Origin of the sequence: Psychroserpens sp. XS_ASV72, from assembly GCF_041224425.1 — a bacterium.
Taxonomy (GTDB): Bacteria; Bacteroidota; Bacteroidia; order Flavobacteriales; family Flavobacteriaceae; genus Psychroserpens.
The window spans coordinates 203347-229258 of the sequence record NZ_JBGFGL010000077.1 but is presented as its reverse complement, the minus strand read 5'-3'; the positions used below and the strand labels follow the sequence as shown (position 1 = coordinate 229258).

Below are 25912 nucleotides of genomic sequence, written 5' to 3'. Positions count from 1 at the left end.
AATTATAGGATTTCAGAGATTAACGATGGAGGTCTTCCAATTACAGCTTTATGTCCATTGATAACAATAGGTCGCTCAATCAGTTTAGGATGTTTCACCATTGCAGATATTATAGCTTTATCAGATAGTTGTTTTCCTTTATAATCTGATTTCCATATGGCTTCATTTTTTCTGACCAATTCAATAGGCTTTATACCCAACAGCGTAATGATTTGTTGTAGCTGGTCTTCTGTCAATGGCTCATCAAGATATTTTACGATATTAAAACTATGTCCTGAAGCTTCCAAAATTTCAAGACCTTCTCTAGATTTTCTACATCTCGGATTGTGATAAATACGTATCATGATTTATAATTCTGTTGTATTAGTATCTTTTTGACCCATCATCATTAAATAGGACTTCAAAAATGGTTCCAAATCTCCATCCATAACTGCATCAACATTTCCGGTTTCATGTCCAGAACGTACATCTTTCACCAATTTATATGGATGCATTACGTAATTGCGAATTTGGCTTCCCCATTCAATTTTCATTTTTCCAGCTTCAATATCTTCACGTTGCGCCATTTGCTTTTGCAATTCAATCTCATATAATTGCGATTTCAACATTTGCATGGCTCTGGCGCGATTATCATGCTGTGATCTGGTTTCTGAACAAGAAATTTGGATGCCTGTAGGCTTATGTGTTAGCTGAACTTTGGTTTCTACTTTATTGACATTTTGACCACCAGCACCACTTGAACGCGCCGTTGTGATTTCAATATCTGCAGGATTGATTTCAATTTCAATACTATCATCTACCAAAGGGTAGACATAAACTGAAGCAAAGCTGGTATGGCGTTTTGCATTGCTGTCGAAAGGCGATATTCTTACCAATCGATGCACACCATTTTCACCTTTTAGCCAACCGAAAGCGTAATCACCTTCAATCTCAAGTGTTACGGTTTTGATTCCTGCAACATCACCTTCTTGGTAGTTGAGTTCCTTTACTTTGAATCCATTTTTTTCTGCGTACATTAAATACATTCGCATCAGCATACTCGCCCAATCACAGGATTCTGTACCACCTGCTCCAGCAGTGATTTGAAGGACTGCACTTAAACTATCGGCTTCATCGGAAAGCATGTTCTTGAACTCGAGTTTTTCAATACAGTTGGAGGCTATCTCAAAACGGTTTTCAACATTCTCGGAAGTGGCTTCTTCTTCCTTGAAGAATTCGTAGATGACTTCAAGGTCTTCAACAGCGGTTTTTGCCGATTCAAAATCTTGAACCCAACTTTTTTTCTCTCGAAGCGATTTCATCACCATTTCGGCTTTTTTTGAATCATTCCAGAAGTTAGGGTCAAATGTTTGTTCTTCTTCGTTTGAAATTTCTATCAGTTTGGCATCTAAGTCAAAGATAGTGCCTTAGTTTGTCAAGGCGTGTGTTAAGATCTTTAATTTGATCTGAAGTAATCATAAATTTATTTTTTACAAAAGTATAAACACCAAGGGTTTTGCAAAACATTTTAATATTTTTTTGTATTAATTTCCGTAGTTTTATACACTAATTATTTTTTATGAAAACACGTTTATTCAGTATTTCACTTTGTTTATTCATTTCAATTTTTAACGCTCAAATTTTAGACAAAAAGGACTTAAAGGAATTCAAGGGTTTTTTTGATTTTTATTATGAAGCATCCCAAGACAAAATCTACTTGAAAGTCGATAATTTAAATGATGAATTTCTATACGTCAATTCACTAGCTACAGGTGTTGGGTCTAATGACATCGGATTGGACAGAGGTCAAATAGGACGTGAACGTATTGTAAAGTTTCAAAAAGCAGGTAATAAATTGTTATTGGTTCAACCAAATCAAAATTACAGAGCTATTACAAATAATGATCTAGAGAAAAAAAGTATAGAACAGGCTTTTGCTAAATCGGTATTGTTCGGATTTAATATTGTAGAAGAGCATAACGATGCCTACATCATCGATTTAACGCCTTTTTTAATGGAAGACACACATGGTGTAGCCAACACCTTTAAGCGAAATGGAGAAGGAACCTATAAAGTCGATATTTCTAAAAGTGCTTTGGCATTAGAACGTACCAAAGCATTTCCTAAAAACGTAGAGTTTGAAGCCTTATTGACATTTGCTGGAAAACCTACAGGTAAGCTTATCAGAACAGTCGCTCCAACGGCTTCATTGGTTAGTGTAGTTCAACACCATAGTTTTATTGAATTGCCAGATGATCAATATCAAAAACGTGAATTTGATGTGCGTTGTGGCGCCATTTATACGACTTATATGGATTATGCCACGCCAATTCAAGAACCTATTTTGAAACGCTATATCATTCGTCACCGATTGGAGAAGAAAAACCCAAATGCTGCCATAAGTGAAGCAAAAGAGCCTATTATTTACTATTTAGATCCTGGTACTCCAGAGCCTGTGCGTTCTGCTTTGTTAGATGGTGCCCGTTGGTGGAATGAAGCTTATGAAGCTATCGGATATAAGGATGCGTTTCAAGTAAAAATGTTACCTGCTGACGCAGATCCAATGGACTGTCGCTATAATGTGATTCAATGGGTACACCGCTCGACAAGAGGTTGGAGTTATGGTGCTAGTGTTGTCGATCCTAGAACGGGTGAAATCATTAAAGGACATGTGAGTTTAGGGAGTTTACGAATTCGTCAGGATTTTATGATAGCGCAAGCTTTGCTAAACAAACCTTTTGCTGAACGTGATGATAATTACCAACCAATGTTGGATATGGCTTTAGCTAGAATTCGTCAACTAAGTGCTCATGAAGTTGGTCATACCATCGGATTTGCACATAATTTTGCTGCTAGTGCAAATGATAGATCTTCAGTCATGGATTATCCACATCCAACTGTGAAATTAACTAATGGCGAGATTGATTTAAGTGATGCCTACGCAGTTGGTATTAGTGATTGGGATAAAGTAACGGTTGCTTATAGTTATTCTGAGTTTGGAGAAGGAACCAACGAAAAAGAAGCACTCAATGATATTTTAATGGCAGCAACACTTTCAGGTCATCGTTTCATTACTGATAGTGATGCGAGAGCTACTGGTGGTGCTCATGCATTGGCGCATCTTTGGGATAATGGTTCAAGTGCGTCCCAAGAATTGGATAATGTGTTGCAAGTAAGGGCAAAAGCCATTTCAAATTTTTCAAAGGATAACATAAGAACAAGTGAGCCTTACTCTGTGTTGGAAGATGTTTTTGTGCCTTTATATTATTTTCATAGATACCAAACGGAAGCGACAGCTAAACTTGTTGGTGGATTGGATTATAACTATGCAGCTAAAGATGATGGCCAAACGATTGTAGAACCTATAGATTCGAAAGCCCAAAAGGAAGCCTTGAACTCTTTACTAAAAACCTTGTCGGTAGAAACTATAGCGATTCCTCAAAATAAATTGGAGTTATTTCCACCACGTGCCTTTAGTTATTCGAGAGGAAGGGAATCATTTGCAAGCAATACAGGTGTTGCTTTTGATCCAATGAGTGCTGTTGCAACTGCAAGTGATATGACGTTGGGATTATTATTTCATCCTGAACGCGCTAATAGACTGATTCAGCAAGCAAGTTTAGATACGAATCAATTGTCGTTTAAAGCCATGGTAAAAATGGTTTTAGATGAATCCTTCGGAAAGCAACATGAGGATGCTTACCATAGCGAAATACAACAATTGGTTAATGAGCGCATCCTTTTACATTTGATGAATTTGGCAACTAATGATAAGTCTTTTTTTCAGGTTAAAGCGATAACAAATCAGGCAATTAACTCATTAGTTTATGATTATTTTTCAGATAAATCTAGTAAGAATAAAAGTGCAATGTATAAAGCACAGTACGTGAATATGATTAACCAATTCAAAGTACATCCTGAACAATTCAAAATGGAGAAAGCACCTAAAATACCTGACGGTTCTCCAATAGGAAGTGATTTGTGCCAATATAATTCCAACTAAATCATGATTATCGATTTAAGAAGTGATACCGTAACCAAGCCAACCCAAGGGATGCTTGAGGCTATGATGAATGCTGAAGTTGGTGACGATGTATTTGATGAAGATCCAACGGTAAAACAACTCGAACAGCGTTTGGCTGATATGTTTGGAAAGCCTAGAGCTTTGTTCTTTCCTTCCGGAAGTATGGCGAATCAAACAGCTATTAAGTTACATACTAATCCAGGTGATCAAGTGATTTGCGATAAATACGCACATATTTACAATTATGAAGCAGGAGGTGTAAGCTTCAACAGTGGTGTTTCTTGCCATTTAATTGATGGTGACAGAGGGATGTTTACAGCTGAACAAGCAGAAGCAGCTATTAATCCTTCAGCCTTTTACTACAGTCCGACACGCCTTATCGAAGTTGAAAATACAACCAATAAAGGAGGAGGCGCTTGTTGGGATTTTGAGGAATTAAAAAATATTCGAAACCTGTGCAATAATCATAATTTAGGTTACCACTTAGATGGTGCTCGCTTGTGGAATGCATTAGTTGAAAAGAATGAAAGTCCGAAATCTTATGGAGATTTATTCGATACAATTTCTGTGTGTTTGAGTAAAGGATTGGGCTGTCCTATTGGATCTGTGTTAATTGGTGATGAGGAAATAATGACACATTCGGTTCGATATCGTAAGGTGTTTGGTGGCAATATGCGACAAGTGGGTTATTTGGCTGCTGCTGGACTATATGCTTTAGATAATCATGTGGACCGACTGAAATCAGATCACCTCAAAGCCAAAGAAATTGGTAACGTAATCCAGGAGTTATCTATAATAAAGAAAGTGGAGCCTATTGAAACCAACATCGTGATTTTTGAGTTGGAACCACATGTGGATGAAAGTGAGTTTTTACAACAGTTGGATTCCCAAAATATCAAAATCATCAGTATGGGAAGTAATAAACTGCGTATGGTGACACATCTAGGTTATACTGATGCGATGCATAGTAAACTTTTGGAAATCTTAAGTGATTTTTAATGCTTATTTAAACATGTCCATACCTGGAATGTTAGGCATTCCTGCTTTTGCTACTGCCGCAACTTCCGTTTCATGTACATTTGTAGCGCGTTCGATAGCCTTGTTTAAGGTAAGAATGAGATAATCTTCCAACATCTCCTTATCTTGTAGCAACTCATCGTCAATAGCAATAGACTTAATGGTTCTATTGGCAGTAATAGTGACTTTAAGCTTTCCGTCATTACTCACTTCGTCAAGTAATACTGTATGCAAGCGTTCTTTGGTTTCTTCTACTTTTTTCTGGGTTTCCTTGAGTTTACCCATCATTCCCATCATATCTCCAAACATAGTGTTAAGTATTAAATTATGAATGACAAATTTACTAAATTGCCAGCGTTATAAAAAGAAAAATGAAGACTGTAATTAAAGCTCCAATTGCTAGAAAGATTCCAAAGCATTTAAAAGTTCATAATGATATAAGAGTTGACAACTACTATTGGTTAAACGAGCGTGAAGATCAAAATGTCTTGGATTATCTCAAGGCTGAAAATGAATTCTACGAGCAAGAAACTGCTCATACCAAAGCCTTTGAAACGTCACTTTTTGAAGAGATGAAAGCAAGAATCAAAGAAGATGACACTTCTGTGCCATATAAATACAATGGCTATTGGTATATTGTTCGCTATGAAAAAGGTAAGGATTATCCTATTTATACACGAAAAAAAGATACTCTGGAAGCCCATGAAGAACTTTTGTTTGATTGTAATGAGTTGGCAAAATCACATTCCTATTTTAAGTTAGTTGGATTAAGTGTTAGTCCAGATAATACTATGGTGGCTTTTGGAATGGATACCGTTGGAAGACGCCAATATAAGCTTCAAATTAAAAGTTTGATTACTGGTGAAGTGTTTTCAGATGTTATTGAAAACACAACAGGATCTTCAACTTGGGCCAATGATAACTGTACGTTGTTTTATACCAAAAAAGACTCACAAACGCTTCGTTCCAACTGTATTTACAAGCATAAAATAGGTCATTCTGAAAGTGAAGATACTCTTGTTTTTACTGAAGACGATGATACTTTTGGAGTGGCAGTTTACAAATCCAAATCAAGAGCATACATTATCATTGCATGTTACAGTACAATGACTAATGAATACCATCTTTTGGATGCCAATACACCTGATGCTAATTTTAAAGTATTTCAAAAGCGCATCAGAGGTTTGGAATACAGCATTGCTCATTTTGAAGACCAATTCTATATCCTTACCAACAAGGATAAGGCGACTAATTTCAAGTTGATGAAAACGAGTATTGGTGCAACCGGACTAGAGAATTGGGTTGATGTGATTTCACATCGTGATGAGGTTTTACTTGAAGATATTGAAATTTTTAAATCTTATTTAGTTGTTAGTGAGCGCAATAAAGGTTTAACAAAACTTCGTATTATACGTTGGGATCAAACAGAAGATTATTATTTGCCATTTGATAGTGAAACCTATACAGTAAATACAGGTGCCAATATTGATTTTGATACTGAAGTATTGAGATATTCATATAACAGTTTGACACAACCTGCTTCAGTAATTGATTTCAATATGAACACGAGATCAAAAACCATCATGAAAGAGCAGGAGGTTTTAGATCCTAATTTTGATAAATCTAATTACACTTCAGAACGTATTTGGGCTACAGCTGATGATGGTACAAAAGTACCAATGTCGATTGTGAGACGAAAGGATACGGTTTTAGGGAAGAATACGCCGTTGCTTCAATACGCCTATGGAAGCTACGGTTCTACTATCGATCCATACTTTTCATCAATTAGGCTAAGCCTATTAGATAGAGGCTTTGTCTATGCCATTGCGCATGTGCGTGGAGGCGAATATTTAGGTCGTAAATGGTATGAGGAGGGAAAGTTGTTAAAGAAGAAAAACACATTTACTGATTTTATAGCCTGCTCCAAACATTTGATAGCCAATAATTATACATCTGCCAACCATTTATATGCCATGGGAGGAAGTGCTGGCGGACTTTTAATGGGAGTGATTGTAAATGAAGCTCCAGAATTATACAATGGAGTCATTGCTGCAGTGCCTTTTGTAGATGTAGTAACAACCATGCTTGATGAAACAATACCGTTAACGACAGGCGAATATGATGAATGGGGAAATCCTAATGACAAGGTTTTTTACGATTATATGAAAAGTTATTCACCTTACGATAATGTAAAGGCACAAAGCTATCCAAATATATTGGTCACGACTGGACTTCATGATTCTCAAGTTCAGTATTGGGAACCTGCAAAATGGGTAGCAAAGCTTAGAACTTATAAACAAGATACTAACAAGTTGTACCTTACAACCAACATGGATGCTGGTCATGGCGGTGCTTCTGGACGATTTGAAGCGTTGAAAGAAGACGCACAAGAATTTGCGTTTTTATTAGATTTAGAGGGAATTTATGGCTAGTTTTAAAAAAATTGTTAATTTTGCGAGGTTTTATGTTTCTATTTGAAACTGATTAAATAGCGTTTATGAAACAAGGCAAAAATGTATTTGATAATGTTTTGCAATTAATTGGGCAAACACCACTTATCAAATTAAATCGCATAACTGAAGGTTTTAAAGGCGAATACTTAGCAAAAGTAGAAGCGTTTAATCCAGGACACTCTTCAAAGGATCGAATTGCATTACATATTATAGAAGAAGCTGAAAGGCAAGGAATTCTGTCACCAGGTGATACCATTATTGAAACCACTTCGGGTAATACAGGGTTTAGTATTGCAATGGTTAGCATTATTAAGGGCTACAACTGCATATTGGCTGTTAGCTCGAAATCATCTGGAGATAAAATAGATATGCTAAAGTCTATGGGAGCTCAAGTGTATGTGTGTCCTGCAAATGTGAGTGCCGATGATCCTAGATCATATTACCAAGTCGCAAAGCGTTTGCATAACGAAATCAAAGGTTCAATTTATATCAATCAATATTTCAATCAATTGAATATTGATGCGCATTACCATACGACAGGTCCTGAAATCTGGAATCAGACAGAAGGAGAAATCACACATCTTGTGGCTTGTAGTGGTACAGGTGGAACTATTTCAGGAATCGCTAAGTATTTGAAAGAACAAAATGAAGACATCAAAATCATTGGTGTAGATGCTTATGGTTCTGTTTTAAAAAAATATCATGAAACTCGTGAGTTTGATGACAAGGAAATCTACCCTTACAGAATTGAAGGTTTAGGTAAAAACTTGATACCTACAGCTACAGAATTTGACTTAATTGACAAATTTATTAAAGTTACTGATGAAGAAAGTGCACATACTGCTCGCGAAATAGCCAAAACTGAAGGTCTTTTCGTAGGTTATACAAGTGGAGCTGCGATGCAAGCTTTAAAGCAACTTAATGAAGAAGGAGAATTTAAGAAAGGTGATAAAGTTGTTGTTGTATTTCCAGATCATGGTTCTAGATACATGAGTAAAGTATATAGCGACAAATGGATGGAAGAACAAGGCTTTTTTGATAGCCAAACTGAGGTTTCTGAAAGCATTCAATACGTAAAGTAAAATAAAAGAACATATTAAAATCCTACTGCATTGAATTGCTGTAGGATTTTTTGTGTTTTAGGAGTTAAAACATTGACTTCAAAATATTATGTCATCATAATATAAATGACTAATTTTGCTCCAACTAATTAGACTAATTTTAATAGCTTTAAATGAAGGATTTATTTGAAAAGATTTATAAGGATAAAGGACCTTTAGGAAAATGGGCTTCTCAAGCAGAAGGCTACTTTGTGTTTCCTAAATTGGAAGGTCAGATATCCAATCGAATGAAGTTTCAGGGTAAGGATGTTATTACTTGGAGTATAAACGATTATCTTGGATTAGCTAACCATCCTGAAGTAAGAAAGGTTGATGCCGAAGCTGCTGCGCAATATGGTTCTGCCTATCCTATGGGAGCTCGAATGATGTCGGGCCATACAGATCTTCACGAAAAATTGCAAAACGAGTTAGCAGATTTTGTAAGCAAAGAAGCAGCTTACTTATTGAATTTCGGCTATCAAGGTATGGTATCAACTATCGATGCCTTAGTGTCTAAAGATGATATTATTGTTTATGATGTTGATGCCCATGCGTGTATAATTGATGGTGTTCGTTTACACATGGGAAAACGCTTTACCTACAAGCATAACGATGTAGAAAGTTTAGAGAAAAACCTAGAGCGTGCCACTAAAATGGCAGAACAGACAGGTGGTGGGATTTTAGTGATTTCTGAAGGTGTTTTCGGCATGCGAGGTGAACAAGGTCGCTTAAAGGAAATCGTCGAACTTAAGAAAAAATTCAATTTCCGCTTATTTGTTGATGATGCACATGGTTTCGGAACGCTTGGAGCAACTGGAGCAGGAGCAGGTGAAGAACAAGGTGTTCAAGATGATATTGATGTATATTTTGCAACATTCGCTAAATCAATGGCAAGTACAGGAGCTTTTATAGCAGGAGACCAAGAAATCATTGATTATTTAAAATACAATTTAAGATCTCAAATGTTTGCTAAATCATTGCAAATGCAATTGGTTGTAGGTGCATTAAAGCGTTTGGAGATGTTAAGAACCATGCCAGAGTTAAAGCAGAATCTTTGGAAAATTGTTGATGCTTTACAATCTGGATTAAAAGAACGTGGATTCGATATTGGAACAACGCAAAGCTGTGTCACACCTGTTTATTTACAAGGTAGTATTCCTGAAGCGATGGCCTTGGTACGTGATTTACGTGAAAACTATGGCATTTTCTGTTCTATTGTAGTGTATCCTGTGATTCCAAAGAACATGATTCTATTGCGTATGATTCCTACAGCAACACATACCTTAGAAGATGTTAATGAAACGTTGGATGCGTTTGATGCGATTCGTGAGCGACTTCAAAACGGCACTTATAAAAGACTTTCAGCAGCTTTGATTGCAGCTATGGGAGAATAACATAAAAGTATTTATTATATTAAAACCGATGTAAAAACATCGGTTTTTTATTTAATTGATTTAAAGAAACTTAAACCACTTTAGCTCAAGTAATTATTCATTTATAAAAGCCACAGAATGACAGGCGACAATAGCAGCAGTTTCAGTTCTTAATCGTGTATTTCCTAAAGACACAGGTAGAAAATTTTTAGACAATGCCATCTCTATTTCCTTTAGACTAAAATCACCTTCAGGTCCAATAAGAATCGTAACATTTTCATCAGGTTTTAAAACATCTTTTAATGATTTTTTATCACTGTCTTCACAATGAGCTATGTATAATTGTCCGTCGTGATTTTGCGAAAGAAATTCCTGAAACGTAATGGCCTCATTCAAAATTGGGAGATAGCAACTTAATGATTGCTTCATAGCAGATTGCAAGATTTTCTCTAAGCGTTCAGGTTTTATGCTTTTACGTTCGCTGTTATCACAAAAAATAGGTGTAATAGTATCAATACCTATTTCAGTGGCTTTTTCCAAGAACCATTCATAACGATCGTTCATTTTAGTAGGTGCAACCGCTAAATGCAAATGGTAATTGTGTTTAATTTGTTGCTCAAAAGATTTTATCAATGCTTCACAACGTTTTTGGTCTGCGGAAACTATTTCAGCTAAAAACAAAAACCCGTTTCCATTTGTAATATGGAGAGTATCTCCAACAGATTTCCGTAGAACCCGAACAATATGTATACTTTCATCCTTTGAAAATTGGATATGTTCCTGACCAGATTTTAATTCAGGGTTGTAAAACAACTGCATTATTTAACAGTTTCTGTAAATTTAAGCACTTTGATTTCTTCAATGTATTTAGTGTCTTCAGTGATGACCACCAAATAGTGCCAGTTTTGTTTAGGAATATCGACTTCAAATATCTCATTGATGGGATGAGTACTATTCAATACCAAATCTTCAAAATCAGGATGTAAATCGCCTTGCGTTACCCAGCCCAAATCACCACCGCGTTTAGCATTATGATCCATAGAGTGGTGCTTTGCCAAATCTTCAAAACGATAACCTTCATTGTACTTAGTTGCAATTTTGCGACGTAAATCGTTGATCTCGTCCATGCTTTTTTGTTTTCCATCAAAAAAGATATAGCTCAATCGTTGATAAGGAATTTCATTTTTATCAATAACCTTATAATAGGTTTTCTTCATATCTGTTTTGTAGATTTTCTTAGAGCCTTTTCCCAATCGGAATAATTCATCTGCAATGCGAGTGTGGTGCTTTTCTTTATTGAAGACAATTACTTTTCCTTTTATAGATTTATTGTTTTCAATAAAGGCTTGGGCCTCTGATTCACTTTGGATAGAATCTAATTCACGTTCAAAATCCTGTTGGGCAGAAATTGAACAAACGGTCATACAAAAAATAAGTAGAATGGTCTTTTTAAGCATAATGTAGTAGTTAGGATTGATTTCAAAAATAAAATGAATCCAAAACCATCAAACACAATAGCTATGAAGTTTTTAAGAATTTATTGTTTATAACTCTATTTTGTATTTGAATAAAAGCTTACTAACAAGTTAAGTAATTATTAAATTAATCATATATTTAATAAATTTTATTTTTATGAATAGTCATTCATGGCCAATAAAACCTACACAGATTACTTCCGATTATTCAGATTATGATGATAATAATGTAAATTTTTTGACAGGTGTTGGTATAATCCCAAATAATCATTTAAGGGGTTTGTTTCAGTATCTTAATGTTGATAAAAACTATTGTACAGGGATTTACGAGTACTCCTTTGAAACGGATAGATTAGCTATCACTAATGGTTTTTATGAAAACCCTCTACTAAAAAATTATTGCATTATAAAAAATAAAATAAATAGAAATGAGGAGGGCAAAAAGGACTTTATTAAATCTATTTTCAAAAAGGAAATAAGATTAGATAATAATAAAATTAAATTTATTAATTGTGATAAAGAAAGGTTTAAATACTACGAATTAAGATTTTTGGAATATTCGTATTCTAATTATTATATTCCTATAATTATTGAAGATGTAGTTATTGGTGTAATAGAATTATCAGATTTACAAACGAATAGAGTATTTGAAATAAGATCTAATAATGAAATAGAATCTTTAAAGCAATTTTATAAGCTTAACAATATAGAGCTTATAAAACAGGTTAGTTTTGAAGAGTCTCATGATGGTTTGTTTTATAAAGTAGATAGAATACAAACTTTGCTGCTAAAAAAGTTATTTGAGATAAGAAAAAATTTTATTAACTATCATAATAAGTTTTTTAATGATCTATTAAGAGAAACTTTTGATCAAAAAAGTTGCGATGTAGATAGCTTTTGGGGTTTGGTTAAAAATGTTTTAGATAGGGTTATTGAGGTTTTTCCTGCTAAGAGTTTAAGGATTTTTGCAACGGAAATTATAACTAAAGGAAATTCTCAAAATTTTAAATTGGTTATGTCAACTGTAACGGGTGAAATATCCAAAAGTAAAAGGAAAAATTTCAGATATTTAGTTGACTCTTCAAAATTTAAAAAAAGGATTGAAACGAGTATTAATAACCCTAAATTACTTGATAAAATATATCTTGATGGAGAAAAATTTACAGACTTAGATCCTAGATTTGATTTAGTTAGAGTTTACACATCTCCTTTTGCAAAAAATGCTTCATTAATTATTTGGATAACTTATGACGAATTCAAGTGGGATAGACTAAATGAACTAGAGACTAACAAAGAATCTGAACAAGTTTTTGCAAATTTGATAGTGTCTTTTTACAGTTTTTTATCCTCTCTGTACACTTCAATGATTTCTAGTGCTAGTCTTGAAAAACTCAATGATATAATAAAAATTGACTCTCATGAAATGGATAATTTGGCTATGAGTATGGAGCTAAATAGATCAAGATTTATAAGTACACAAACTCAAATTAACAGATTGACACCAGAAAGATTTGAAATTTTAAATAACAATTTTGAAAGCTTACTCAGACAGCTTAAAGTCCTTTCAAATCTTTCTAAAAATATTTTGACATCAAATTTAAGGCCAAAAAGAGATTATTTTTTTCCATACGGAGTCTTATTGTTTAAGTGGAAAAATTTATTCTCAACGAAATGTAGACGAAGTAAAAACGAGATTGTTTTTCCCTATAATCATAAGGATATACATAGATCTCCTAAATATTATGGTGATCAGTTAATGATTGAGGCAATTATTTATAATATGCTTAGTAATGCTCATAAATACTCACATAGAGGGACGAAAATAGAACTTGATTATTCATATGATATAATAAAAAATGAATATATTTTTAAGTTTGTCAACTACTTTTCTGAGATGGATAAGTCTAGAAGTAAGTATGATATTTTTAGAAGAGGAGGTAATGTTGTGAACAGCAACTCTTATAAAGGTTTGGGTGTCGGTCTTTTTTTGTGTGAGAAAATTGCTCAGGCTCATGGCGGAAGTATAGAGGATGAACAGGTTGAGATTTCTAAATTTAATGTGCCTTTTATAATTCCTTTTTTAAAAAAAGTTAGACCAAACATAGATGTTAGTAAAGATGTCTATGACCAAATTAAGAATGAATTTGAAAGACTTACTGAAAATAGAATTAATAGAATAGTAGCAAAAAATGAAAAAGGGGAAGCATTATATAATCCTTCTGTTAACACAATATTAGATATGATTTTTGACCCAACAATAAAAATCATCTTTAAATTGAAATTGAAATGAATATACTTTTACTTGAAGACGATGCTTACATAGCAGATGCATTGGAAGATATTTTGGTTCATCATGGACACCAAATTATTTATGCTTATGATATCCATGATGCAAATGACAATCTAGAAGATTATGATATTGATCTAATAATAACTGATTTAAATTTAAAGCCTAGAGGTTTAAGTGAACCCCAAATTTCTCAAACTATGGATGGAATGTTAACAGGTTACATATGGCTTAGGGATTGCGCATTTAAAAAGGATATGAAATTTAAAAACAACTCTATTATCTTTTCTGCTTACGAAAGTGAACTCAGAGATAATATAGATGAAAATGAGCTTAAGGGATTAACAATACTTAGTAAAGAAGTTAACCTCACAGACAAAGTAAAACTGATTTTAGAAAAACTAGATAAAAAATCATAATGATAAAATTTACTAAAGACATACTGCCATGGTCGTTTACAATATTGGCTTTTTCATCAATTTTTATGTTATATCTAGGCTATATTGAATCTAAACAATCTAATTCAGAAATTGTTGAAGTTCTTAAAAGAGCTCAAATCCCTGATACAATTATAATAAATAAAAAATTAAAGAATGATGTATTAAACGACACTATTCTAATTGAAAAAAATACAGTCAAGGATAATATTGCTGAACTAAAACTAATCTCTAGTAATACTCTAGACGATACAACAATGACTTTTTTGTTTACTTTCTTTTCTGTCACATTATTAACAGCTGGTGTTTATCTTTTATCTACTACAAATAAAAGACTCAATGAATTTGAAAAGCAGCATAATGAAATGAGAGATGAAAGTTTAAACTTAAGATTTTCCTTAATTATGCTTTCAACAGTTAACAATATTCATAGTCTAGTAACTAAATTCGATTCCGAAGACATTGATTTTATAACTGAATTAAGAGAAAAAATCACAACTTTAAGTTCTATTCTAACTAGTAAGAAATTTTCAAAATTAGAAGATCAAGTTTATAATATTTCTATTACTAAATTAGATTTTGTTTTAGAAACCTTAAAAGATTTAGTGGAAGATCATTATAAGAACAATAATGAAAAGAAAAAAACTTATAATACATTTATACTTAATCTTGAAAAGATACAACAATCAATTACAAACAAGGATAAAGAAACTATTATAGATGTTAGAAAGATTAACAATTAATTTTTTATAATACCATCGACCATGGTCAATTTACGGTCTGCCATATTAGCCAATTCTTGGTTGTGGGTGACAATCACAAAGGTTTGACCAAATTCCTCTCGAAGTTTGAAAAAGAGGTTATGCAGATTTTCAGCAGATTCACTATCAAGGTTCCCAGAAGGTTCATCAGCAAAGACGATATCAGGATCGTTTATCAATGCTCTGGCCACAGCAACACGTTGCTGTTCACCACCAGAAAGTTCGTTGGGTTTATGATGATAACGTTCCTTTAGGCCAAGAAAATCCAAAAGTGATTTGGCTCTTGATTCCACTTCATTAGGCTTTTTACCTCTGATTAAAGCAGGAATACTAACGTTTTCAAGTGCCGTAAATTCAGGTAATAGTTGATGAAATTGAAAAATAAAACCAATATGCTCATTTCTGAATTTTGCCAAAGCCTTTTCACTTAGGTTAGAAATATCAGTATTGTTTATTGTTAAACTAGAGTCTTTATTAGAATCAATTCGGTCAAGAGTTCCTAGAATTTGTAGAAGAGTCGTTTTACCTGCTCCTGAAGCACCAACTATAGATACGATTTCACCTTTATCAATCGATAAATTAACTCCCTTCAATACATGAAGGTCCCCATAATACTTATGAATATTTTTGACTTCTATCATAAAATTGCAATGGCTGATAAAAGTAAGCTTTTAAGATGTCATGTACAATTAAGAGTTTGTTTTGTTTTTCTTTTTGAATACATCCTTAAGATTGTTGTAATCAATAAAGTATTGCAATCGTACCGAAAAGGAGTGGAGTATCGGTTGTTCAAAAAGCGTATTCAGGCTTTGTCCGTAATTTACTGTGGCCTCATCATTGCTATTAAACAATTGGTTTCTGTACAAAGCCGTTAAAAAACTACCAGGAGCAAATTGCCAGGTGTAATTCAAATCTAAATTCCAAGTACTGAAATTGATATCGGAACGCTCTAAACCTAAATCAGAATAGCTATTACCAGTATTCAATAAACGGCCGTTATCTTGTAAGAAATAAACATCATTTTCGTAAGCTACGGTTGACCAATAGTTTCTAAAGGTAAGTCCTAAAGAATGAAAAGGATTAAAACTATAGGTTCCAGTTAATCGGTTGACCAATGTTATTTGATCTCTTTGTCCGAATACAATTTCATCATCTAAAGAATTAGAATTGTTGGCGTAACCTCGATCTTTAAAGATTTCGTTGTAGTCAAAGGAATAAACCACCAAAAACTTATCATTGAAGCGCACTCTCGGACTTATACCAAACCAATATTCATCAGTGTCACGGTTTTTTTCAAAAAATACAGCACCTCCAATATTAGCGTCTATAGCAAAAACGTTATTGTAGTTTGAAGAAAAATAGATGTTTGAGTTCAATCTGTTTTCGTAAATAAAATAACGTCCTGGAGACCTCGGTTCAAAATAATCGAATTGTTTTCCTGCTTGAAAGTTGATATTACCGCCAAAATTGTGAAGGCTCTCCTTTGTAGCGGCATTGTAATTTCCGCCAAAATTCATTCCAGTATAAACATCAGGACTGGCGAGTCGTCTATAATTAATATATGTATTCCAGTTATAATTATTAAGTTTTTTGGTTGGTTCAAAGGTTCTATACCCAAAATCTGCCCCAAAGTTATTGTAGTTATTTCTGAAAATGAGACCTATATCATTGATGTCATATTCTGTATCGGCAAAGCTGTGGTCAACACTATACCTGTAATTTCCATGAATTTTTCGAGCCATAAAAAATGAACTGAAACCAGTTGATGTTCCATCAGCTAGGTTGACATTACTCATTTTTAATTCGCCATACAGATTGTATGTATTTCGTTTGTTTGTGATATCAGCTAACAAACCAGTGACATTACCATCTCTAAAATGTCCATTTCTGGTCACATTGGTATTGATTAAGCTGATAGAAGAGTTTTGGTTAAATTGTTGATCTACAACTAAAATATTATAATTTGAAAAGGGCTCTACAAGCACTTCTCTAGATTTTCCTGTCATATTATCTTGAACCCGAGCATAGGTCTTTTCAGTAATGGCGTTGAAAAATCCGATACCTAAACCTTTTTTGGTACGACCTGATACTTTTGCAGCATTCAGCACTTTAACCGTTTTAGGGTAATCTACTACCTCTTCATTTTCGTTAAGGTCCACATTTCCTGTTGGACCATTTCCGACACGCCTAGAGAAAAACAAGCCACCTTTGTTGAACAGATCAACTCCTTCGGTAAAAAACTGGCGTTGTTCCGAAAAGGTTTGTTCAAACGGACCAAGATTTAAGGAAAGATTGTCAAAGCCAGCCTGACTAAAATCCGGAACCAAAGTCATGTCCAAAGTGAAATTTTCAGTAATTCCGTATTTAACGTCCAAACCAAACTTTAGATCGGTTTCGCTTTCACCATCAAAGCTGTTGACAATACCTGTGGAAAACGGATAAAAACTTAAACGAGTAGGAGGTTCGATATTATTCAAACCGACTATTTCTCCGTGATATAAGCTGTAATTTCCTTTCGTAACATCTATTGGGTTCCAAGCATATTGGGAACGGTAACGTCTGAAATGTCTATGAAATTGAACACCCCAAGTTTGGACTTCACGATTGGAAAATCTTAAAGCACGATAAGGAATTTTCATTTCAACCACCCAACCATCATCATTGATTTTTACAGCACTGTCCCAAACGGCGTTCCAGCCAAAATCTTCACCATTACTAGGAGAAGCAACCGCATCTGCTTGAGTTCCCGAACTGAACACAAAAAATTCCGTGTCATTTTGAGCATCATTATTTGGATTCAGAATGATGCCGAAAAAATCGGCTTGTCCAAAATTGTCACGACTGGTCAATTGCTTCATGATTTTACTCGGATCATCATATAGGTAAGCAGCAAAATAGATTGCTTTATCATCGTAAGTCATTTTTACGACAGTTCTATTTTCTAAGGAATCTTTTACACCTGCATTAGGCCTGAACTGTGTGAAATTCGTAGCTTCCATAGCATTTTGCCATACGTCATCATCTAAAATACCATCGATTTTAGGTGGTATGGAGGTGCGTTGTATTTGAAGCTGTTTTTTTTCTTGCGCATTGCCGTAAAGGCATAAAAGCACAACGAGTGAAAGAATAAAGCGGATATTCATTACTTTTGATTGATGATTAGTGTCGTTTAATAAAGACACTAAGAAATTCAGTTTGTTACAGTTAGTTTTACAAATCTATCTATGTATCCTTCTGAATTTTCATAAGCAAACGTTAAAAACTGTAGACTAGTGTTAATCTTTTAATAAGATAAGGCGTTTATGTCTATCGTATTTTTTGCGTACATTTATTCTTACAAAACATTCAAATATGCCATATCAAAAGTTTGAGGAATACAATATGCAGGTCACAGATGATGTAAAGGCCAGATACAAAAGTATTATTGAAGAACTAGGAGAGGACAGTAATCGAGAAGGGTTGTTGAAAACTCCTGAACGTGCTTCAAAAGCCATGCAGTTTTTGACGCAAGGTTATCATCAAGATGCTGCCGAAATATTAAAAAGCGCCATGTTTAAGGAATCTTATAATGAAATGGTGATTGTTAAGGATATTGAGTTGTATTCTTTATGTGAACATCATATCTTACCTTTTTTTGGTAAAGCACATATCGCTTATATTCCCAATGGACATATTGTTGGCTTAAGTAAAATTCCAAGAATTGTTGATGTTTTTGCTAGACGTTTACAGGTTCAGGAGCGTCTAACAGAACAAATACTTGATTGCATCAATGAAACCTTAAAACCTGAAGGTGTAGCTGTAGTTATAGAAGCTTCCCATATGTGCATGATGATGCGAGGTGTTCAAAAACAAAATTCAACCACTACAACCTCTGGATTTAGAGGTGCTTTTCAGAATATGGAAACGCGAACAGAGTTTTTGAAGCTGATAAGTGAAAATTTGTCGTAAGTCATTATTTGGAATACTATTTGCTTTTCTATTAGTAAATTAAAAAATACATGACTTTAGAAAATTTATCTAAAAACAAAAAATTACTGCTAGGTTTACTTTTTGACGCTTGTGGTTATTTATCCTTTATTTTTCCTCCCATAGATTTTGTTTGGGCTCCAGCATCAGCTTGGTTAATGACCAAATTGTATAAGGGAAAGACTGGTAAAATTGCGGCCGTAGTAACTTTTATAGAAGAAGCCTTACCATGGTTTGATGTGATACCAACATTTACCTTAATGTGGTTATATACTTATGTGTTTTCTTCGAAAAAGAAGCCGACTGAAGAAGTTATAGATGTTGAATAAAACAATCGAGCGTAAATGACATGGCAATTACGCTCGAATTATTTTTGTCTATAAAGTGTAATTCAATCCGAAACTAATGTTTCTTCCAATATTGAAAATACCATCTGGTTTTAAACGAGACAAGTGATTGATATAGGTTTCGTCTGTTATATTGGTTGCTGCAATACTAATATCTAAATCGTTGTCAAATAGTTTCACAGTACCACCAAAACCAGCACTTAACAAGTTGAAGCCTTCAGTGTTTGTCTCAAATTCACTAACATTGTTTTGGTCAAACGTTGAACTGTATTTAACAAATGCATAGCCTTTGGTGAACCAATCTCTTTCAAATTCTACACTTAAAGTATTATTGAGTGTGTTTGCAGGAATTAAAGGTAAGTAACTATCATCTTCCAATTGTCCGGTAACAGTTTCAAAACTTGTTTCCACATGTAGCCAATCCAAAGGATGTGGATGAAAATGAAATCCGAATTCACCACCATATAATCTAGCATTATCTTGAACATATAAAAAGACAGGATCTTCATCAATAAATTCTCCACTCGGATTTAAATAAATGTAATTATTGATGTGATTATAGAAAGCATTGGCAAATACTTCCACATGTTCATTTTTGTATTCCAAGGCAAAATCTATTTGAAAGTTTTGTTCATTTTCAAGATCTAAATTACCAATTTCATAACGATTGGTGCCTTCGTGTGTTCCATCTGAAGCCAGCTCTGATAAATTAGGAGCTCTAAATCCAGAAGCAAAATTTAATCGCGCAGTAATGTTGTCAAAAAGCTTGGTTTTAGCACCTAAAGCACCATTTAAACTATTAAAGCTTCGGTTTTCAGTATTGCTGATGTCTATGGTTCTATGATCAAAGCGAGCACCTAATTGAATGTCAACAGCCTCAAAATGAATATGCGATGTAGCCAAAACGCCAATATCATTGGTTGTTGCATTTGGAATTAGAATTTCTTCACCATAGTTAGTATTGGTTTGACGCATTCCTTGAGCACCAACAATGGTTTCAAATCTTCCTAGTTTAGGAAGGTTGTATTTGATGTTATAATTTAAGGTTTTTAGCTTCATATGTAATGCTGGTCCTTCTTCCTCTTCCTCATGTTCCTCGTGTTCCTCGTCACCATGTTCTTCATCGTCCTCATGATGGTGGTGTTCTTCAAACTCCTTACGGTCGTTGTATGTGTATCCTAGAATGATGTCTAAACTGGAGTTATTAAAAAACAATGTGGATTTAGAGCTAAAAATATGATTGGTAATGTCTTGGAAAGGCTCTAGTGGTGTTCTATTGGTACTTTGTTCACCAATCTCTTCTGGAAGTCCAATTTTTGACCTATTGACATTGTAACGAAGTTCCGTCTTGAAATTGTTTTTTTGATACCCCAATCCGGTCTTAAAATCCTGTTCCCTGAATCGTGAATTGGTGACACGATAATCTGAGGTTTCATAATCAGAATGTTCAGAAATGCTACCTCTAAAAAGGAATTTAAAATTAGTTCCAGAGGCTTTATAGCCAGCGCTTGTTGAATAGCCTTGTGTATTCGTAAAGTAATTAGCTCTAATATTGCCTTCACTTGTATTTGAAGCTGCAAATCGTTCTGGATTTAGATACAGGACACCTCCAAGTGCATCACTTCCGTAAAGAAGGGAAGCAGGTCCTTTAATAACTTCAACACTTTCAATTCCTGCATCATTTACGCCTAGTCCATGCTCATCTCCATATTGTTGGTTTTCTAGTCGAACACCTTGAGTATAAACTAAAACCCGATTGGAACTTAAACCTCTAATAACGGGTTTGCCAATACCAATTCCAGTGCTGAAATTATTCACTCCAGGAATATTACTGATGCCATCTGTTAAGTTCACTAAACCTTCAGTTCTTAGGTCCTTGAGGTCTTTTCGTTCGACCTTCATAACATTTTCACTTTGCAATTTATGAAACGGCGTTGACACAATAATTTCTTCCATTTCAATGGCTGAAGGCGTCAAAGTAATGTTCAAAGATTCAGATTGAGGAATTTTTTGGGTTATTGAATACGTTTCATAACCGAGAAACGAAACTACTATTTTATAGTTTCCGTTAGGAATGTTTTCTAATAAAAAACGACCATTTTCATTTGTAACAGTGCCGATTTCTAATTCAGGAAGGTAAATATTTACAAATACCAAAGGTTCGTTGGTATTAGCGTCACTTATTGTTCCTTCAAAAGTATTTTGTGACCATATAGTTTGTGTTGCTGAAAACAGCAATAGGAATATTAAATTTATTCTCATTTGTTTTTAATTTAATAGTTAATACCATCAACGCATTGTTGCATTGATTTAGATAAATAAAATGTTAACTATTAAAAGGTGGTCCTCGAAGTGAAAAGTGCAGTTGCTGAAATGAACTTAAAAAGACATATTCAGCATCGAAGGTTTTCTGATGGTCTGTAAATTCAATCGGTTGGAAATCGAAGGAGGCGAAAGTTGTTTGGTGATTGATCTTAAATTTGAAAAACTCACAATCCATGTCAATCTCATGCAAGTGTGATTGGTTTTCACCTAAACAGACTTCGTGATCGTGATGACTGAAAAGATGAGAGAATTTAACGGCTAGAGGTAACAACAGACAAGCCGTAATTGCCAGAACGGCAACTCTATAACCTAAGGTATGTCTATTATTAACTATCATTTTAACCATTTGCCAAAACCAAAGCGTTTGAGCATTTTCTTTTCAAATTCCCAGAAAAATTTATGTTGACCAAAAAGCCAACCAAAAGCTACGAGTAGTAGCTGATAAAAAATCAGTCCAATAATAATAAATAAAACCCAATAGAGAATAGGGTTTAAGTTTTCCTTAGTAATTCCAATAGCTTTCATTATCGGACGACCAACAAACATAGAAGAGGTTCCTGTAATGGCAAACACAATAAAGACGCGAATCATTTCCCATCTGTAATCTAGAATCCATTTGTTTTCTAACTTTTTGAAACAGAACAAGGTAAACTTCAACAGCACAAAAAAGACAACTATCGCCAAGGTAATCTTTAGTAATATCGAATAGGTTTTCAACAGGGTAGAGGCTATTTTATAAGCACTGTAACCCAGTCCCAATAATCCTAAAAAAGGGAAAATCAACTGCCAATTCTGTTGAATTTCCCAACGCTTTTTAAATGTGTTTAGCATAGCTCTTTTTTGCTATGCAAAGATAGGCTAAATTCTAGGAACGAAAGATGATAATCTTTGATTATAGGTTAACTGAAAGTAGATAAAATAATTATAGAGTTTATAATTTAGATCATATCCATAATCGATATCAGGTTGATAATCAATCTGTACTTGATATAGGTTAGGATCATAAACACTTGGTTGTAAATTTCTAAGATTCCATTCTTGTACCAATATTCTATTTCTGGTTTCCAAGAATGATTGTGAATAATAACCTTCAGGTCTTGCCATTGAATTTAACCAGGTATTGAAACCAGGTTCAATAATAATGATATCATATTCCAGTTGCTCATTGGAAAACTTTACAATATCTTCTTCAGGTACTTTTTTTTCTTCACCATCTACCATTACAGTCTGCGAACTTCCACAGCTCATAAATAACAATAGCGATAATGAAAGTTTGAATAAATTCTTCATAGGATGTTTTTATTTAAAGTTACAAAATTTGATTAAGGACTCGAGTTGAAGTCGTCTTAAAGTTTTTATCGAATTTAAATAAAAGTAGGGCTGATTAAAATTGGAAATGAGTCAAGTGCCTATTTGAATGCGTGAATAAAAAAAGCTGAATGTAAAAACATCCAGCTTTATTGTATTTAAAAGTTGATTATGGAATTACTTACCACCAAAAAGACCTCCAAGCAATCCTCCTAATCCACCTTTCTTTTTAGCACTTCCCAATACCATTCCAGCAACATCATCTATCACGCTACCATCTCCATCAGCATCAAGTATCTTTTCCAGAAAGCTTTGTTCGTTTCTAGTGTCATTTCCACCAAGCAAACCACCTAGTAAACCTGTAAGTTCGTTAGGATTGCTTACGTTGTTTTGACGTGTTTGCTTACCTAAAACACCCATTAATATTGGAGCTGCAACTTGTAGAATATCACCAACTGAAGAGGCGTCTATGCCAGCTTTTTGTCCGATAACTTGTTGCACACCTTGTTGTTTTTGACCTAAAATATGTCCTAGAATTTTAGAACCATCGGTTTTTACGTCTTGATCAACACCTCCACCAAATAATCCACCAAGATTATCTAAAATACTACCATCGTGTTTGTTGCTTAAAGCACCCATTAATCCTTGAGCACCTTCTGGTGTAGAAGCGTTACGTTCCATTGCTTTCATTAAAACTGGAAGCGCCATAGTAAGAACGCTACTTGTTTTGTTTTGATCTGTTCCTGTTGATCCTGAAACTCCACTAATAATAGTTTTTCCAAGATCACTGTTCAATAAGTCTAAAATTCCTGACATAATATGTGTTTATAAGTTTACAAAAAGGACCATCAATTTACGAAAAAGTCCTGACATATAATTATGACTCAATTAATTAAAAAAAGTCACATTAATGTATTTACTTAAGCAGGCTTATGATTTGTTCAGCGAGTTCAGATCCTATTCTATCTTGTGCTTCGTTGGTTGCTGCACCAGTATGAGGAGTTAACGATAGGGCAGAATGCATTAACAATTGGATTTCTGGTTTTGGTTCATTTTCAAACACGTCTAAAGCGGCTCTTGCAACCTTGCCGTTTTCTATAGCTTTTACCAAGGCAATTTCATTCACAACACCACCACGAGCAGCATTAGCGATAATAACGCCATCTTTCATTTCCTTAAAATCGGTTTCATCAATGACGTATTCCTTTTGGGCAGGAACATGTAACGTGAGGAAGTCAGCTTGGTTTAAAACCTCTTTTTTAGAAACGGTTTTGATGTTAAAATTCAATTTTTGCCCATCAAAAAACTCAAGTTCCAAAGGAGCGTTTTCAATAAAAGGGTCGTAAGCTACAATATTCATTCCAGCACCAATTCCAATTTTTGCAGTTGCTTGACCAATTCTTCCGAAGCCAATAACACCCAGTGTTTTGCCTTTAAGTTCTGTACCTTTGGCATAAGCTTTTTTCAAACCTTTAAAGTTGGCATCACCTTCTAAAGGCATATCGCGATTGGAATTGTGTAAAAAACGAGCCAGACCATAAAAATGACCGAATACCAATTCTGCAACGGAATGGGATGAAGCTGCAGGCGTATTAATAACATGTAAGCCTTTACTGCGAGCATAATCCACATCGATATTATCCATTCCAACACCACCACGTCCAATTACTTTTAGACTTGGACACTTATCAATTAAAGGTTTTCTTACGGTTGTAGCGCTTCTTACAAGTAATACATCAACATTGTGTTCATTGATGTAGTTTTCAAGTTGTTCTTGAGCTACTTTCGTCGTAATGACTTCAAATCCTGCGTTTTCCAAAGCGGTAATTCCACTTTGTGATACACCATCGTTTGCTAATACTTTCATTTTAAGATTATAGTTGTTATACTGTTTTTTGAATTTAATTATGCCTTACGTTCCAATTCACTCATTACATCAACCAAAACACCTACGCTTTCGAGAGATAACGCGTTGTACATAGAAGCTCTGTAACCTCCAACACTTCTGTGACCATTAAGTCCGTTGATACCTGCTTCATTAACCATGGTTTCAAAAGTTTCCTTTAAGTCTTCATTGGCTAAGGTAAATGTGGCATTCATGATAGAACGGTCTGCTTTGGTTGCAAACCCTTTGAATAGCGGATTTAAATCGATTTCAGAATAAATAAGTTGTGCCTTCTTTTCGTTTTCTTTTTCGATAGCTTCGATACCACCTAATTTCTTTAACCATTCCAACGTCAACATTGATACATACACAGAAAACACAGGAGGCGTGTTAAACATGCTGCTTTTACTAATATGCACTTTATAATCCATCATAGAAGGGATTTTTCTGGAAACTTTCCCTAGAATATCTTCTTTTACAACGACTAATGTAGCACCAGCTGGTCCCATATTTTTTTGAGCACCTGCATAAATCAAATCAAATTTTGAAAAATCCAATTGTCGAGAAAAAATATCACTACTCATATCGCAAACCATTGGAATAGGAGAATCTGGAAACTCTTTTATTTGAGTACCATAAATAGTATTGTTTGAAGTGCAATGAAAATAATCGTATTCAGTAGGTATATCATAGCCTTTAGGAATGTAATTGTAGTTAGCATCCTTTGAAGAAGCCACTTCATAAATGTCGTCGAAAATCCTAGCTTCCTTGATGGCTTTATCACTCCAAGTACCAGTATTTAAATAACCAGCTCTTTTTTCAAGTAGATTGAGTGCAACCATTAAAAACTGGGTACTGGCACCACCTTGAAGAAACAACGCTTTGTAGCCTTTGCCTTCTAAACCTAACAGTTCCAATGCAAGGGCTCTTGCATTTTCCATAACATCTACGAAAGGTTTACTACGATGTGATATTTCTAAAAGTGATAGTCCGTTGTCAAAATCTATGACTGCTTCAGAAGCTTTTTGTAGGACTTCGCTAGGTAATACGCAAGGACCTGCACTAAAATTATGTCTTTTCATGTATTTGATCGTTTTATTTTAGAAAAAGAGAAGTAAAACATTACCTCACAAAGGTCAGAAATTCTGTTAAAAGAAGCGTTATATAATTGATAA

General features: G+C 34.3%; 24 protein-coding genes. 10 read left to right on the top strand and 14 right to left on the bottom strand.

What is annotated here, in order from left to right; translation table 11 throughout:
* Positions 1-2: 2 nt before the first annotated feature.
* Both arsC and prfB read right to left on the bottom strand, forming a co-directional pair.
* The gene (arsC, locus tag AB9K26_RS09890; RefSeq protein ID WP_369972406.1) at positions 3-344 is read right to left on the bottom strand and encodes an arsenate reductase (glutaredoxin); all 342 of its coding nucleotides are present in this window, start codon (positions 342-344) and stop codon (positions 3-5) included.
* 3 nt (positions 345-347) lie between these two features.
* Positions 348-1458 (bottom strand): peptide chain release factor 2 gene (gene prfB, locus AB9K26_RS09885; RefSeq protein ID WP_369972405.1). Its coding sequence is split into 2 segments (ribosomal slippage): positions 348-1394 and positions 1396-1458, totalling 1110 coding nucleotides; the frame shifts between segments, so codons are not numbered across the junction.
* Positions 1459-1558: 100 nt separating this feature from the next.
* On the opposite strand from prfB, the gene AB9K26_RS09880 reads away from it, so the two are divergent.
* The gene (locus AB9K26_RS09880; RefSeq protein ID WP_369972404.1) at positions 1559-3982 is read left to right on the top strand and encodes a zinc-dependent metalloprotease; all 2424 of its coding nucleotides are present in this window, start codon (positions 1559-1561) and stop codon (positions 3980-3982) included.
* Positions 3983-3985: 3 nt separating this feature from the next.
* Positions 3986-5002 carry a low specificity L-threonine aldolase gene (locus tag AB9K26_RS09875; RefSeq protein WP_369972403.1) on the top strand — a complete coding sequence of 339 codons (1017 nt, stop codon included), beginning with the start codon at positions 3986-3988 and terminating at the stop codon, positions 5000-5002.
* Between the two features lie 3 nt (positions 5003-5005).
* Here AB9K26_RS09875 and AB9K26_RS09870 read toward each other — a convergent pair whose 3' ends face one another.
* A complete protein-coding gene (locus AB9K26_RS09870; RefSeq protein WP_369972402.1) occupies positions 5006-5329 on the bottom strand; it encodes a YbaB/EbfC family nucleoid-associated protein in 324 nt (107 codons plus the stop codon).
* Between the two features lie 62 nt (positions 5330-5391).
* Between AB9K26_RS09870 and AB9K26_RS09865 the strand changes: the two genes are divergently transcribed.
* The 3 genes from AB9K26_RS09865 (at position 5392) to AB9K26_RS09855 (ending at position 9967) form a co-directional block, all read left to right on the top strand.
* Positions 5392-7452 carry a S9 family peptidase gene (locus AB9K26_RS09865; RefSeq protein WP_369972401.1) on the top strand — a complete coding sequence of 687 codons (2061 nt, stop codon included), beginning with the start codon at positions 5392-5394 and terminating at the stop codon, positions 7450-7452.
* A gap of 65 nt (positions 7453-7517) precedes the next feature.
* Positions 7518-8555: a PLP-dependent cysteine synthase family protein gene (locus AB9K26_RS09860; RefSeq protein WP_369972400.1), complete on the top strand. Its 1038-nt coding sequence runs from the start codon at positions 7518-7520 to the stop codon at positions 8553-8555.
* Positions 8556-8707: 152 nt separating this feature from the next.
* Positions 8708-9967: an aminotransferase class I/II-fold pyridoxal phosphate-dependent enzyme gene (locus AB9K26_RS09855; RefSeq protein WP_369972399.1), complete on the top strand. Its 1260-nt coding sequence runs from the start codon at positions 8708-8710 to the stop codon at positions 9965-9967.
* Between the two features lie 93 nt (positions 9968-10060).
* Here the strand turns inward: AB9K26_RS09855 and AB9K26_RS09850 are convergent, their stop codons facing one another.
* Positions 10061-10765 (bottom strand): 16S rRNA (uracil(1498)-N(3))-methyltransferase, encoded by a 705-nt coding sequence (locus AB9K26_RS09850; protein WP_369972398.1) that lies wholly within the window; start codon positions 10763-10765, stop codon positions 10061-10063.
* On the bottom strand, positions 10765-11403 hold the full coding sequence (locus AB9K26_RS09845; RefSeq protein ID WP_369972397.1) for a peptidylprolyl isomerase: 639 nt from the start codon (positions 11401-11403) through the stop codon (positions 10765-10767). The genes AB9K26_RS09850 and AB9K26_RS09845 overlap by 1 nt, the downstream gene beginning before the upstream one ends.
* Positions 11404-11578: 175 nt before the next feature.
* On the opposite strand from AB9K26_RS09845, the gene AB9K26_RS09840 reads away from it, so the two are divergent.
* Genes AB9K26_RS09840 through AB9K26_RS09830 form a run of 3 tightly spaced genes read left to right on the top strand, consistent with a single transcriptional unit; the run spans position 11579 to position 14888 of the window.
* Positions 11579-13711, top strand: coding sequence for an ATP-binding protein (locus tag AB9K26_RS09840; RefSeq protein WP_369972396.1), 2133 nt, complete (start codon positions 11579-11581; stop codon positions 13709-13711).
* The gene (locus AB9K26_RS09835) at positions 13708-14127 is read left to right on the top strand and encodes a hypothetical protein (protein WP_369972395.1); all 420 of its coding nucleotides are present in this window, start codon (positions 13708-13710) and stop codon (positions 14125-14127) included. Before AB9K26_RS09840 ends, AB9K26_RS09835 begins: the two co-directional genes overlap by 4 nt.
* Positions 14127-14888, top strand: a complete 762-nt coding sequence (locus tag AB9K26_RS09830) for a hypothetical protein (protein ID WP_369972394.1) — start codon at positions 14127-14129, stop codon at positions 14886-14888. Before AB9K26_RS09835 ends, AB9K26_RS09830 begins: the two co-directional genes overlap by 1 nt.
* Here the strand turns inward: AB9K26_RS09830 and AB9K26_RS09825 are convergent.
* The gene (locus AB9K26_RS09825) at positions 14885-15547 is read right to left on the bottom strand and encodes an ABC transporter ATP-binding protein (protein ID WP_369972393.1); all 663 of its coding nucleotides are present in this window, start codon (positions 15545-15547) and stop codon (positions 14885-14887) included. The genes AB9K26_RS09830 and AB9K26_RS09825 overlap by 4 nt on opposite strands.
* 48 nt (positions 15548-15595) lie before the next feature.
* Positions 15596-18049: a DUF5916 domain-containing protein gene (locus tag AB9K26_RS09820; protein ID WP_369972392.1), complete on the bottom strand. Its 2454-nt coding sequence runs from the start codon at positions 18047-18049 to the stop codon at positions 15596-15598.
* A 208-nt stretch (positions 18050-18257) separates the two neighbouring features.
* Here AB9K26_RS09820 and folE point away from each other — a divergent pair, with 208 nt between their 5' ends.
* Both folE and AB9K26_RS09810 read left to right on the top strand, forming a co-directional pair.
* Positions 18258-18854 carry a GTP cyclohydrolase I FolE gene (gene folE, locus AB9K26_RS09815; protein ID WP_369972391.1) on the top strand — a complete coding sequence of 199 codons (597 nt, stop codon included), beginning with the start codon at positions 18258-18260 and terminating at the stop codon, positions 18852-18854.
* A 50-nt stretch (positions 18855-18904) separates the two neighbouring features.
* Entirely contained in the window at positions 18905-19201 is a 297-nt protein-coding gene (locus AB9K26_RS09810) for a hypothetical protein (protein WP_369972390.1), read from the top strand.
* 48 nt (positions 19202-19249) lie between these two features.
* On the opposite strand, the gene AB9K26_RS09805 is transcribed toward AB9K26_RS09810, so the two are convergent.
* From AB9K26_RS09805 to serC, 7 genes are all read right to left on the bottom strand, one after another.
* Positions 19250-21481 (bottom strand): TonB-dependent receptor domain-containing protein, encoded by a 2232-nt coding sequence (locus tag AB9K26_RS09805; protein WP_369972389.1) that lies wholly within the window; start codon positions 21479-21481, stop codon positions 19250-19252.
* A gap of 64 nt (positions 21482-21545) precedes the next feature.
* The gene (locus AB9K26_RS09800) at positions 21546-21881 is read right to left on the bottom strand and encodes a hypothetical protein (RefSeq protein ID WP_369972388.1); all 336 of its coding nucleotides are present in this window, start codon (positions 21879-21881) and stop codon (positions 21546-21548) included.
* The gene (locus AB9K26_RS09795) at positions 21878-22375 is read right to left on the bottom strand and encodes a DUF6787 family protein (RefSeq protein WP_369972387.1); all 498 of its coding nucleotides are present in this window, start codon (positions 22373-22375) and stop codon (positions 21878-21880) included. Before AB9K26_RS09795 ends, AB9K26_RS09800 begins: the two co-directional genes overlap by 4 nt.
* Before the next feature lie 27 nt (positions 22376-22402).
* Complete coding sequence (locus AB9K26_RS09790) at positions 22403-22834, bottom strand: DUF6146 family protein (protein WP_369972386.1); 432 nt, start codon at positions 22832-22834, stop codon at positions 22403-22405.
* 195 nt (positions 22835-23029) lie between these two features.
* Entirely contained in the window at positions 23030-23668 is a 639-nt protein-coding gene (locus AB9K26_RS09785; protein ID WP_369972385.1) for a DUF937 domain-containing protein, read from the bottom strand.
* 100 nt (positions 23669-23768) lie between these two features.
* Positions 23769-24719, bottom strand: coding sequence for a D-2-hydroxyacid dehydrogenase (locus AB9K26_RS09780; protein ID WP_369972384.1), 951 nt, complete (start codon positions 24717-24719; stop codon positions 23769-23771).
* Positions 24720-24757: 38 nt separating this feature from the next.
* Complete coding sequence (gene serC, locus AB9K26_RS09775; protein WP_369972383.1) at positions 24758-25819, bottom strand: 3-phosphoserine/phosphohydroxythreonine transaminase; 1062 nt, start codon at positions 25817-25819, stop codon at positions 24758-24760.
* Positions 25820-25912: the final 93 nt, after the last annotated feature.